The organism is Sutterella wadsworthensis (assembly GCF_003315195.1).
GTDB classification, from domain to species: domain Bacteria; phylum Pseudomonadota; class Gammaproteobacteria; order Burkholderiales; family Burkholderiaceae_F; genus Sutterella; species Sutterella wadsworthensis.
The window spans coordinates 1-13100 of the sequence record NZ_QNRV01000020.1; the positions used below are offsets into that span (position 1 = coordinate 1).

General features: G+C 55.3%; 9 protein-coding genes. 7 read left to right on the plus strand and 2 right to left on the minus strand.

The features are described from left to right. Positions 1-808: 808 nt before the first annotated feature. Positions 809-1165 carry a DUF805 domain-containing protein gene (locus tag DES29_RS12745; protein WP_038024966.1) on the plus strand — a complete coding sequence of 119 codons (357 nt, stop codon included), beginning with the start codon at positions 809-811 and terminating at the stop codon, positions 1163-1165. Further along, complete coding sequence (locus tag DES29_RS08410; protein WP_016474474.1) at positions 1166-1843, plus strand: hypothetical protein; 678 nt, start codon at positions 1166-1168, stop codon at positions 1841-1843. It begins immediately after the preceding gene. A gap of 349 nt (positions 1844-2192) precedes the next feature. Here DES29_RS08410 and DES29_RS08415 read toward each other — a convergent pair whose 3' ends face one another. Beyond that, positions 2193-3110 carry an AEC family transporter gene (locus tag DES29_RS08415; RefSeq protein ID WP_005428899.1) on the minus strand — a complete coding sequence of 306 codons (918 nt, stop codon included), beginning with the start codon at positions 3108-3110 and terminating at the stop codon, positions 2193-2195. A 391-nt stretch (positions 3111-3501) separates the two neighbouring features. Here DES29_RS08415 and DES29_RS08420 point away from each other — a divergent pair, with 391 nt between their 5' ends. The 5 genes from DES29_RS08420 to DES29_RS08440 all read left to right on the plus strand — a co-directional run bounded on the left by DES29_RS08420 (position 3502) and on the right by DES29_RS08440 (position 11161). Next, positions 3502-5034 carry a flavocytochrome c gene (locus DES29_RS08420; protein WP_016474475.1) on the plus strand — a complete coding sequence of 511 codons (1533 nt, stop codon included), beginning with the start codon at positions 3502-3504 and terminating at the stop codon, positions 5032-5034. A 339-nt stretch (positions 5035-5373) separates the two neighbouring features. Next, positions 5374-6519: a porin gene (locus DES29_RS08425; protein WP_113854738.1), complete on the plus strand. Its 1146-nt coding sequence runs from the start codon at positions 5374-5376 to the stop codon at positions 6517-6519. A gap of 322 nt (positions 6520-6841) precedes the next feature. Further along, on the plus strand, positions 6842-8665 hold the full coding sequence (locus DES29_RS08430) for an aryl-sulfate sulfotransferase (protein WP_113854739.1): 1824 nt from the start codon (positions 6842-6844) through the stop codon (positions 8663-8665). Between the two features lie 176 nt (positions 8666-8841). Further along, entirely contained in the window at positions 8842-10032 is a 1191-nt protein-coding gene (locus DES29_RS08435; protein WP_113854765.1) for a porin, read from the plus strand. A 145-nt stretch (positions 10033-10177) separates the two neighbouring features. Next, positions 10178-11161 carry a LysR family transcriptional regulator gene (locus DES29_RS08440; RefSeq protein WP_113854740.1) on the plus strand — a complete coding sequence of 328 codons (984 nt, stop codon included), beginning with the start codon at positions 10178-10180 and terminating at the stop codon, positions 11159-11161. A gap of 128 nt (positions 11162-11289) precedes the next feature. On the opposite strand, the gene DES29_RS08445 is transcribed toward DES29_RS08440, so the two are convergent. Next, positions 11290-12861, minus strand: a complete 1572-nt coding sequence (locus DES29_RS08445; RefSeq protein ID WP_113854741.1) for an ABC transporter substrate-binding protein — start codon at positions 12859-12861, stop codon at positions 11290-11292. Positions 12862-13100 lie beyond the last annotated feature (239 nt).

The following is a 13100-nucleotide window of genomic DNA, read 5'->3' on the forward strand; positions in this document are numbered from 1 at the left end:
GTCGATGGCATGCCTGGAAATGAAACCTCCGCTTGGTAATTCGCTATGTGGTGCATCTGACAATATTTTTCGTCCGATAGATGGTAGCTAGGCGGAATGCGGTCGACGCTTCGCGCCGCACGCATCCGCCAAGCTCAAGTCTATCGGCGGCTGCTCCGTCAAGTGCTTCGCGGTATAAAGTAGCCTGCCGCCGAAGGCGGCAGGCGCTTTATCCGCGAAGCACTTGACCTCGGGTTGCCTGAGGTTGCCTGAGACAGCCCTCAGTTCCGGAATCAAAAACAGCGGTAGACCGCTTGACAGCGGGTGGGTGGTCCAGAGATCAGGGCGAAGAGGATGTCAATTCGCATCAGCGGGCACTGAGCCGACGAAGGTCATTTTCCTCCCGCTTCAGAACAAACGGACTTGCATAGCCGAATCCCCGATGCTCGAATGCTCTTCGACGCATTCACTTCGCGGTTGCGCGCCGCAGTGCGGATACGTCCAAATGCAGGTGCTGCAGAACTTCGCCTGACCATGCTCGTTAAGCGAGAGATCATTTTTCAGTTTAATTGCTCAATAATTTCGCTCAGCTTAACGATTTTCGTAGCAACAAAAGTCGTACTCCATAAGAATCAGCCGGCGTAATTTATATCAATGTAATCAATCGTATGCAGTTGATTGCATCTAATTTTTACCAATTAACACGTAATTGAAAGTTCCTGAACCACAATTAGTCGTGCCGCTGTATTCTACGAATATTATACGGAAGAAAAATTTAAAGCCTTTCTCATAGTATGAATCAAGTTTCTTACATTTTTTCCTTTAGCAAATGAATACATTTAAACAGGTTTTCATCGACTTATATTGCGACCCATTAACGAGGAAGCAATTTATTATAAGATTCGTTTTAACCTTTATTTTGTCATTACTACTTAATGTAGTAATTGATACATTGGATAAAATAGCATATAGACTTTCGGGTCAGTTAGACCTTTATTTTATATCCTTAATATTGGCTGCAAGTTTAGTGCTTCTTATCTATACGATTGGAATATTTTCGAGGAGACTTGCAGATTTAAACGAGAGTAAATGGCATTGTTTATGGTGCCTCATTCCATTAGTCAATATATTTTTTCTTATATACCTCTTCAGCGTTCCGGGAGCACTCTCGAAGGCGGAAAAATAAATGGAAAAGTTAAAGGAATTATTTACAGCTTTTAGCGGCGGCTTAGTTGCTGTAGTGTATCTCGTGTATGCGCTTGCTATGTATTGCATAGCTGGCATAGCAGTGTCTGACATCACGGGTTGGGATTGGCTTGGATATATTGCAGCGCCTATATTTATTTTTCTGCGCATGACATTTTTGCCTGCCGGTTTAGCAGCATGGGCCCTATATGATGTCTATCACTTCAATCCCTTCCTTGCAATACTTATTGCACTGCCCGGACTTGCATGGATGCTGATTGGAGGGGCAGGATTAGCCATCGCAGGTTTATTAGAGCGACTCAAGAAAAATAACAGAATCGATCATCATAACCAAATATATGTTGATACAAGTTCTGAAAAAGAAGCATTTAATGATAACTGCTCCAAAGCAGAAATGAAAAGTAACGATGAGGTTCCGGACAGTTCAGACAAAAGCACCTTAGAACAGTCTGAGATACATCCGGACATAGTTACCTGCCCCTTAGAAAACATCGAAAATAATGTTGATACAGGTGAGGCCATTCCTACAGATGAATCACGATCGATTTACGGTGATATTAAATCAACAGGAGTAGAAAGGGCCCTGACACTTATTCTTTTAATGTGCGTTCTTTCATTTGTAATATTTTGCGGGTTTAATTTAATCCATTATTTATAACATACCATTCCTCCAAAACATACCTGCAATTATTAATATTCTTCTAATGAAGAAAAAAACAATTGAGTAAAGATGCGGTGCTCTGTTCGTCAAATCAATTGACGCGGAAACCGATGAGAATGTCAATACGTTCGGAGACCTCTTCCTTATGGTCCAAATAGATAAGGTTCGAGCCTTGCGGCTAACCGTCTTCTTAGACCAGAACTCGTTTCCTTCGTTGATTCGCAGCCTCCTCAACTCCGTCGAGTCGTGATCTTGGGTCACGACTCGGCGAAGTGCAAACTGTCGCCACACCAGCACACCTGTGCGCTATCGGGTGCAAAAATAAATTAAATATCAAAGGATTGTCTTAAAGCCAAACCACAAGCACAGTCATGAATGTGACGCTGCAGACAATCGAGAGCGAGTTCAGCGTGCACGAAAGCGCCACTCTGCCCGGATCATTCAGGCAGAGCGCCGTATAGATCGTGCAGACGGCCGAGAGCGGCGCAAAGGCAAGAATGGCGAGAACCTTGCGTACTTCCTGATCAAAAGGCAGATAGTTGTAGAAAAGAAAAGCGAGCGCCGCAGCAATCAGATAACGGCAGAAAAGCGTCTTGGCAATATGCAGTCCCGAACCCGGCGCGAGCTTCAATTCAAAGCCGATGCCGATCATCAGCATGGCAAGGAACGGATTTGCTGCGCCCACCATGTCGGTAAACCCCAGCACCTGCGGCGGAAGCTTCCAGCCGAGGAAAGCCAGAATCGTCATGGCGACATAAACATCCATCGGAACAGAAGAAAACATCCGCCTGAAGAAAAGCCGGGCGCCGCCGCCTTCGTTTTTCCCGGCCACCGCCGCTGCGATGGAATAGGTCGCCCCCGTGCACATGATCGAATTGCCGGTATCCCAAATGCAGGCCGCGACGACACCCATGGGGCTCACGAAGCTCTGCAGAAAAGGAAGAGCGAAGCAGCCGACGTTGTAGCCCGAAAAATTAATGATATTGAAGGCCTGTTCGGCAGAATCGCCGCGCTTTGATGCGAGCCAGCCCGCGGCAACGGTGACCAGATTGCATCCGAGCCCGAGCAGCACGAGCACAAAGAGCGCCGCATCGACATCGATTCTGGTGAAGTTCGAAATGATGGCGCAGGGAAGCGTTACCTTGAGGACCAGTCCGGCGATGAGCCGAAAGTCTTCCGCACGAAAGAAGCCGACGCGCTTGAGCAGATAGCCCACGACGATCACAGCGATGAAGGAGACAACCTTGACGAGAACGGATTCCATGGGAAATCCTTGGGGAAAAAAGGATGCATGCCGGCTGAGCGCCGGTATTTTTGAAGTGATCGGAAAGTATAAGTGCAGACCTGAAGCGCAGAACTGCGCTGGGTATTTAACCGCTCCCCCTCTTGATCCAAGCACGCTCAGCTGAGAGAAAGTCTGGATTCATCTTTCGATTCATATGCTTACGGGTTACTACCCCCGGCGGAGTAGTTATTATCACTAATAATTAGCACCTAAGTACTTGGGTAGTTGATTCCGAAAACTATGCTTAGAGTGACGTCAACACCCAGGAAACAGCGGCAGAGTCTAATGACCCGGGAGAGCGCTTCAGCCTGTCCCGAGACCGCCCTGCTGCTGCCGGGCAACCATTTCTGTCTTCAAAGGAGAAATAAAGATGACTGATATTTCCCGCCGCAAGCTCTTCGGCGCTGCCGGTGCCGCCTCTCTCGGCCTTGCCGGCATGGTTCCCGTGGCCTCCGCTTCCGAATGCGGCAAGCCCGTCAAGTGGAATGAAACCAAGGAATTCGTGATCATCGGCACGGGCTTTGCCGGCCTCGCTGCTGCGCTCGAAGCGCATCAGGGCGGCATGAAGTCTGATCAGATCCTCATTCTCGAAAAGATGTCCTTCCCCGGCGGCAACTCCGTCATCAACGGCGGCGCGGTTGCAGCTGCCGGCACCGACATGCAGAAGGCCGAAGGCATCAAGGACTCGCCCGACCTCCTCTACGCAGACATCATCAAGGCCGGCGGCGGTCTTGCTCATCCGGAACTCGCCCGCCACATCGCCGATGAATCCGTCGAAAACTTCTACTGGCTGCGCGACAAGATCGGCGTCAAGTTCAAGGCCGTGACCTACCACGGCGGCCATTCCGTCAAGCGCTCCCACGCCGTTGAAAGCAATTCCGGCGCCGGCTTCATTCTCCCGATGCTCGAACGCCTGAAGGAAGTAGGCATCAAGCCGCAGCTTCGCACGAAGGTCGAGCAGCTCATCGTCAACGACAAGGGCTGCGTCGAAGGCGTCAAGGCCCGCACCGGCTACACGTTCGGCAAGGAAGAGTCCGGCAAGGTCGTCTACATCCGCGCCACGAAGGGCGTGCTCCTCGCCACCGGCGGCTTCTCGCAGAATGTCAAGATGCGCATGTCCCACGACCCGCGCCTCACCGCTGCCTTCACCTCGACCAACCAGCCCGGCGCAACCGGCGAAACGATTCAGCAGGCTCAGGAAATCGGCGCCAACACGATTCAGATGGACTGGATTCAGCTCGGCCCGTGGACGTCGCCTGACGAACAGGGCTTCGGCGTCGCGCCGCTCTTCGTTGAATCCGCCGTCGGCTACGGCCCGATGATCGATCCGGCCACCGGCAAGCGTTTCGTCAAGGAAACCGGCAACCGCAAGGTTCGTGCTGACGCCATCGTCGCGATCGGCCATCCCTGCCTGATCTACACGTCCGCGGTGAACGCCAAGGCCAACATCATCGGCAAGAACATGACCGATGAGCTCTATAAGCATGCCCGCGAATCCGGCGTCGTGAAGGAATATCCGACGCTCAAGGCCATGGCTGACGATCTGAAGATCCCGTTTGATCAGCTCAAGAAGACCAACGACGACTTCAACAGCTACATGAAGGCCAAGAAGGATCCGGAATTCGACTGCATGATCTTTGACAACGCTGTTCCGAACGAAGAAGGCCCGTTCCTCGCCGTTCGCCTCTGGCCGCGCGTCCACCACTGCATGGGCGGTCTTGAAATCAACAACAAGGCTGAAGTGCTCTCCTGCCGCGGCGAACCGATCAAGGGTCTCTACGCTGCCGGTGAAGTGACGGGCGGCGTCCACGGCATGGTCCGTCTCGGTACGGTTGCCGTTGCCGACTGCATGATCTTCGGCCGCACCGCTGCGCGCACTGCGCTCGCGTTCAAGGGCTGCTGATCCGCTTCCTCCGGGCTCTCCGCCGTCCATGCGTTTTGATAAGCTTTGCGGCGGCGCAGAAGCCCTTAAGGAGCCTCTCCGACGCTGGGACTGAACGGATTCTTTGATCCCTTCAGTCCCATCCTTAGGAGAGGACGTTTGCAGCGTTTAATCTTCTTCTCCGTGAACGGAGGCCGAAGCATCAGTCGGTTTGCCCGTCTTTTCCTCCTTTGGCGGGAAGACTGACTGTCGTGCGGCCTCCGCTTTTTCGTTAAATACCATGCCGTCCGCAAGGCCGGCAGATGCCCGATGTCTTTGGCTCAGAAAGGATCGGGACCAACTTCAAAAGGAAATACCACCATGCGCAAGACTCTCGTTGCGGTTGCCGCCGCACTTGCCTTCGGTTCTCTTTCAGCTCATGCCGGCGACGTTCAGATGTACGGCGTCATCGACGTGGGTTTGTCCTACGTTCATTCTGATGCTGACCAGGCCGGCGTTGATTCCGTTGATAAGTTCACGATGGAAAACGCCTCTGAATTCGGTTCCCGCTGGGGTATCCGCGGCACTGAAGACCTCGGCAACGGCTACAAAGTGGGATTCGTGCTCGAATCCGGCTTCAAGTCTGACGACGGCACGCTCGATCAGGGCGGCCGCCTTTTCGGCCGTGAAGCGCACATCGACCTCTACAGCCCGTACGGCACGCTGAGCGCCGGCGTGCTTCCGATCTTCGGCAGCGTTCTCGGCGCCAACGGCCTCTTCCGCGCGATTGACCCGCTCTTTGCGAACTACACCGTCGGCTTCGGCTCCGGCTTTGCAACCGCCTCCAAGTTGACCCGCGTCAACAACGCCCTGAGCTATGTCACCCCGACCTTCTCGGGCGTCACCGGCTACGCCATGTATTCGTTCCAGACGGATACGACGGACGATAAGAACCAGGTTGAAGGCAAGTCGAGCGCTGACCGCTACGCCTCCCTGGCCCTTCGCTACCAGAACGCCAGTCTCGAAGGCATCTTCGTCGCGGATACCACCTTGTACAGCAACCAGCGTCAGGGGGAGAAAAAGCATTCCGACGACGGCTTTACGATCACGGTGGGCGGCAACTATAAGTTCGACAGCGGCCTGAAGTTCGTGACCTTCTATCAGTACTTCCAGGATCAGGAACTCAATACGGCTCAGCGCGGCGGCGTTGCTTTCGACGGCATTAACAGCTTCACGGGCGGTAAAGGCTACGGCTTTGTCGACGGCTGGGGCGCGAGCTTCGGCGTGCACTACCCGGTGGCCGGCGGCACGCTCAAGGGCCAGATCGCCTACCGCGACATGGACAACCAGCACGACGTTGACTTCACGCGCTGGACGGTGGCCGCGGGCTACGACTATTCGCTCAGCAAGCGCACTGCCGTCTACGCCATGGCCGGCTACTCGCAGGAAAAGCTTGAACAGGCCAACAAGGAAAGCGCCACCCCGAATGGCTACCAGATCGTCTTCGGCACGGTGCACCGCTTCTAATGGAGGCCTGAGCGGCCGGTTTTTCCCCTGAAACGGCCGCACATGCCCGACCGGCTTCCCAGAGCCCGAGGCTTCAGGCCTCATGATCCCCGACAGGTTTCGCACCTGCCGGGGATTTTTTTAGGGCTTCTCGCTCGGGGGAGTGTTTTTCAGTTTTTTAAACACCGTGTTCCATCCATTCTGACTTGCTGTTGTGTAAGCACTAGGGTTTCCCCGCCTCTTAAAACCTCACAATGTCTTCATCCAGATGAGCGCTTGCGGTTCATGACTTCTGCCGCAGCGCTTTTCGATATTTTTCCAAGACCAGTTGGAGAACCACAATATGCTCCTCACCAAACGCCAATTCCTCACTTCCGTTCTCGCACTTTCCGTTTCAGCTGCCGCCCGCGCAGCCGGCGGTCCGTCGGGCCCGGCAGTGCATTTTCAGTCTCAGGGCAAGATCGGCGAGGTGTTTGTGAATCCCTATAAGATTGCACCGCTCACCGCCGTCATCGGCAACGGCGGCTATGAACTGCGCAATGCATCCGTGCGCATCGTGCCTAAGCCCAACGGTCAGGAAATTGCTTACAGCGTCGCCGACCGGCTCTGCCGAACGCACGGCGGCATTCCGGTTTTCGGTCTCTATCCGGACTATCAGAATACTGTTGAAGTTGAATACGACCGCGTGGCCAACGATGCTGCGCGCACGGTTGAACATATCCGCGAGTCCTACAAGATTTATGCGGGTCCGGCCTACATTGGCAGCGACGGCACCGATCTGCAGACGGGCGGCTGGTTCCGCGCCGAAGTACTTAAGTGCGCGCCTAAATACAAAGACCGTCTCTACCTCGTCAACAACATTCTCGAAAACAACCCGCGCGGCGGCCGCGCCGTTTGGAATAATCCCGCGGGCGGGGCGCTGCAGTGGGGCGGCTCGCCCGAAGTGGGCATCATTGACTCCACCGGGGCGCTGCGCTGGTACCTGATGCCGGATTCAATTTTCGAACCCAATTCCATCGAATGGGGCGGCGTGATGATGGGCTTCCGTCAGAATAAGGACGGCGCGCTCACCTGGGGCTACGGCCAACGCTACGTCAAGTACGACATCCTCGGACGCCGCATTTGGAACCGCCTGCTGCCCGAAGGCTACGACGACTTCTCGCACGCGCTTGAGCCGATGGAAAACGGCCACTATCTCATCCGTGTTTCCGACGCCAACTACCGCCGGGCCGACGGCCGCAATGTCCGCACCGTGCGCGACGTCATCATCGAGGTCAACGAAGCGGGCGAAGTGGTTGACGACTGGAACCTCAACAACATTCTGGATCCGTACCGCTCAACGGTCATCAAAACGCTCGACCAGGGCGCTGTGTGCCTCAACATTGACGTCGACAAGGCCGGCAAGACCATGACGGCAGAAGAACTCGCCAAACTTGACGCTTCGGACGACTTCGGCGACATCCTGGGCACCGGCCCGGGCCGCAACTGGGCGCACGTCAACTCCGTTGACTACGACCCGACCGACGATTCAATCATCGTCTCCTCGCGCCACCAGTCAGCCATCATCAAGATCGGGCGCGACAAGAAGGTGAAGTGGATCATCGGCAGCCATGAAGGCTGGAAGAAGCCCTTCGCCGACAAGCTCCTTACGCCTGTCGACGCCTCCGGGAAGCCCATTGCCTGCGACAAATTCATGAACCACTGCGAAAACAAGTTCGACTGGACCTGGACGCAGCACACGGCATGGCGAATCAACGAAAAATCCAAGAAGGGCGACGTTTATCTCACCGTCTTTGACAACGGCGACGGCCGCGGCATGGAGCAGCCGGCGCTCGCCGACATGAAGTACACCCGTCTGGTCGTCTACCGCGTAAATGAATCCAAGATGACGATTGAACAGATCTGGACCTACGGCGAAGAAAAGGGTCACGACTACTACTCGCCCGTCACCGGCCTTTGTGAATACGCTGGGGACAAGGACTCCGTGGTCGGCTACTTCTCCACCGCCGGCATGCGCGTGAGCAAAGGCAAGGCCATGCCTTCGCCCTACCTCACCGAATTCGACTGGGGCGCCAAGGAGCCGTCCGTCGTCATGCATCTCAAAGACACCTTCGGCTACCAGGCTTGGCCGTTCTCGATTCAGGAGGCCATGAAACCCTCCAAGTAATGCCTGAACTGCCATCCTGATCTCGGGCGCTTCGCTGCGGCGGCTTGTTTCCTCTGCCGCAAGTGAAGCGCCCTCACCGTCTGAAAGCTTGAGGCGCCGTGCGCCGACCCGCTTGCGGGGAAGTTTTTCACTTTTATTCCGTTTTAAATACCTGCGCTTTTTTCTCCTTCGACGTCATGAAAACACAAGCCCTACGACTTACCCGTCTTGCCGCTGCTGCAGCCTTCGCTGCAGCTTTTTCCGTTCAGGCCGCCGACTTCAGTGTCTACGGCATTGTGGATACGGGCATCATCGTTGAACACAACAAGATGGGCTCTCAGCCGTCCTCCACCTCTGCGAGAGAAGAGTTCGGCGTCAATCTCGGACCGCGCATCGGCCTGACCGGAACCGAAGACCTCGGCAACGGCACCAAAGTGAAGATGCTGCTTGAGAACCTTTTTGAATCCGATGACGGCGAAATGCTTTTCAGCCGTCTCTGGGGCGGCGAAGCTTCGCTCGCTCTCGAGGGCTCTATGGGTGAAATTGCTTTCGGGCGCATGGGCGCGCTCGTGTCGCCCTTTGGTCATTGGGGTATTTTCGGCATGCAGGCAACGCCCTTCGGCTTCGGCTGGGGGCGTTCGGGCGGCATGCACTGGATGGTGGGCGGCGACCGCCTCGACAACACTATTTCCTATGCTACGCCGACCATCGCCGGCGGTCTGCAGCTCTTTGCACAATACTCCTTCCAAACGGGCACCAATGCGGATCCCGGTGTTGAAGAAAGCAAAGAGCGCCACAATACCCGCCGCGCTTCTGCGGCATTTCGCTGGCAGGGACAGTCACTCACCGCTGTCGGTGTTTTCGACCGCATCATGAATACGCATAAAGACGGCGCCGATTACGGCGAAGACACCACCATTGCCAGTCTGACCGTCAACTTTCTCGTGCATCCCGATGTCCGGCTCTTCGTTGTCGGACAAGGCTTTAAAAACGTCTACAGTGCGCCGGGCACGCCTGAACATCCTGTCAGCAAGCTCATCAGTGCGGGGAATCTCGCCTCCGACAATCAATCCGGCATTGCCGGACGCGGTTTTGACGGCTGGGTAGCGAGCCTCAATGCCCAAATCAAGTGCTTCGGCGGCGACCTGTACCTCACGTCCGCCTACGATGATTGGGAATATAAAGGCCATGTCGTAGACGGTCAGACAACGGATCTCAAGCGAGTGCTTTTTGGCGCCGCTTTTGAGTATCCGCTCTCCAAGCACACTCACCTCTATGCCTCGGCCAACTGGACGCATGGCTCCGGGCTCTTTGACACGAAGAATTTCAGCGATTCGAGCGATCCGAATTCCTCTCAGTTCATGGCGGGGCTCACGTATTTCTTCTAAACGCCGTCCGACTGCTTATTCGTCTGCTGTTTGTTTGAGCAGCATATATTCGAGAATTCGCTAAGATGGGTAAACCGTTTCGACGCACTAAGCTCGAAACGGTTTCTCTATTTTCTTTTTCAGACAAACAGAGTGCGGCTTCCCGATGCCCGAATTCACCAACGACCTCACCCACGACGACCTGGCGCTCTTGCTGCTCCTTGCCGAAAAACGCTCGCTCACGCGTTCTGCAATGACGCTCGCCTGGTCCACGCCCAAAGCGTCGCACCGGCTCAATCACGCCAGAGCCCTGATCGGCGACGAACTCTTTGTCCGCTCGGGCAACTCCCTTGTGCCTACAAAACGCATGGAGGCCTTGGTGCCGACCATGCGCCGTGCGCTGGAGGCGCTCGAAGGGATTTTCGCTGAAGAACGATTCTCGCCGCTGGAAATTGACCGTACGATCATTTTCGAAATGGTCGACAACGCCGCCGCCGTGCTTCTCGCGCCGGCGCTGCCCGCACTGACAGAACGGGCGCCCAAGCTGAAAATCCGGATTCGCCCGGCTGCTGGGCTCACCCTCGAGAATCTCTGGGACGGCACCACGAATCTGGCCTTCGGTTTTGATATCGACCGAGAGCTGCCCGGCGACATTCAGTCCGCCACACTCTTTAAGAGCCGGCATGTCGCCGTCATGCGCCGCGGCCATCCCCTGCTGAACCATCCCAGCGTTAAGGCCGGCATCCCTGTCGGCGCCAAGGTCCTTGCACCCTATCCTTATATTTCGATTTCGATGCCCCAGTGGCGGTCGCTGAGAAACATTGACCTCGCCTGGCGGGCTGAAAACCTAAGCCCGGTGCGCATTGAAACGCCCTATTTCCTCTCAATGCCCTATCTGCTCGCGCAGTCAGATGCCTATGCGCTGCTGCCCAGAGAAGGCGCAGAACTCTTGTCTTCACACCTGCCGCTCGCCATTTTGGAAACGGATCCGGCCGACATTCGAGGCTGGAACCCGCAGATCATCTGGCACCGGCGCAACAATGCCGACTTTGCGCTGCAGTGGGTGCGCTCGGAAATCTGCCTCTGGTTCAAGAAACACCCGCCCATGAATCCAGAGATGATGCTGGAAGACGAGAATCGTCACCGTTGAAAGCATCGGTTTTATTTTCTTTCTGAAGACTGCTCTCTACAGCCGAATAAACCGTCCTCTGAGCGCCGAAGCCGTTCTCAGAGGACGTTTGCTTATGCCTCAGTCTCAGAGGGAGACTGCATAAGCCCTCAGTCTTCCTGCCACTCGGCCGAATAGAATTCGAAGCTGCCGTCAGCCAACGTATTGAAATTCTTGAGGTGCTTGTTGGCCGCCGAGGTCACATCCTCGAACACCAAAAACGCCCACGGCGCATCCTGCCAGACCATTTCCTGCAGTTCCTTATATTCGGCTGCGCGCTTTGCCGGATCCGTGTCCGCGAGCGCCTGATCCAAGAGCGCGTCGACCTTCGGATTTTGGTAATACGCTTCGTTATTCAGGACCGGCGGCTGGTTCTTCGAATAAAGCGCCGGGCGCATGCCCCAGTCCGGGTCAACGGTGGAATTGGACAAGCCAATGATATAGAGGCGGTTGGGTGCCTTCTTCGGATCCTTGTTGCCGTAGACCTGTACGCGCTGCCCGGCTTCAAGCGCCCGTGCCTCGGCCTTGATGCCTACCTGCGCGAGCTGCTGCTGGACGAACTGCATCGTCTTCACGGCCGTCGTGTTGTTAAAAGCTGACCAGAGCGTTGTCTTAAAACCGTTCGGATAGCCTGCCTCTTTTAAGAGCTCACGGGCTTTCTTCGGATCATAGGGCCAGGGACCGAGCTTAACAGCATTGGGAATCTGCTCAGGAATCACGCCGTCAGCCGGACGCGCATAGCCGCTGAATGCCACTTTGCAGAGCGCCTGCTTATTGATGGCATAGTTGACGGCTTGCCGCACCTTCGGGTTGTCAAAAGGTTTCTCGTTCATATTCATGGACATATAGCGCATAACAACAGACGGCACCACGTTGACCGCCAAATTGGGATTGGCCTTCAGAACCGGAATCTGCTCCACCGGCGCCATTTGTATGAACTGTGCCTCGCCCGTCTGCAGCATCGCCGCGCGGGTACTGTTCTCCACCACCGGCACCCAGCGCAGTGCCTTAAATTTGGGCAGCCCCGGCACTCGGTAGTCAGGGTTGCGTTCAACCAGAAGCTCCTCGGCGGGATTGAAGCGGACCAGCTTATAGGGCCCCGTGCCGCAGGCTTCAAAAGCAAGCGCCTGCTTCGTCTTCGCGCGGGCGAGCAGACTCGGGCAGGCGATTGCAGCTGTGCCGTTGGAGAGCCGTTCAAGGAAAGCCGTCATCGGACTCTTCAAGGTGAAGCGGACGGTGTACTGGTCTGCGGCTTCGATTTTTTCGACAAAATTGAAGAAATTTCGGCGCGTGCGTTTGAGATCCTGACTTGCGCCGAGCTCGAAGCTGAGCTTGACGGCTTCTGCATCCAAGATCGTGCCGTCGTGAAACTTCACGCCCTGCCGGAGCTTAAAGGTATAAATGCGCCCGTCCGGACTGATGTCAACAGATTCCGCGAGCTGCGGCGTCGGTTTCAGATTCTTGTCAAACGTATAAAGACTCTCATAAAAGGAGCGGGCCGCAGTACGAGAAAGGTTGTCCGTTGCGTCCCAAGGATCCATTGTCGTGAAACCTGTGTTGACGGCGATGGTGAGGGTTTCGAGGGGAGCGGCATGAGTGCCGGAAGCTGCGGCGGCGAGCATAACGGCAGCGATGCTGCCGACGAGGCGGGACTCGGCAAAGGCTGGGGAGAGTCGATTCATGGGAATCCTCCGAGAAAAAGCGTGCGTCATTTTCAACATGGATAATCCGGCGGACGATGATTAGGCAGCAGCTCAATGCTGTCCGCAGGCTCTAAGAACGAGCTCGTCATAAAACTTTTCCGGGTGAAGCCCGCAGCGAATTTCTGCGGACGTCTCATCGTTCTTCTTTTTCGAGCATATAAGAGCGGAGCAGAAAACTTTTCTTTACAGACCAAGAGAATTGAATCAGAAGGCTTCAC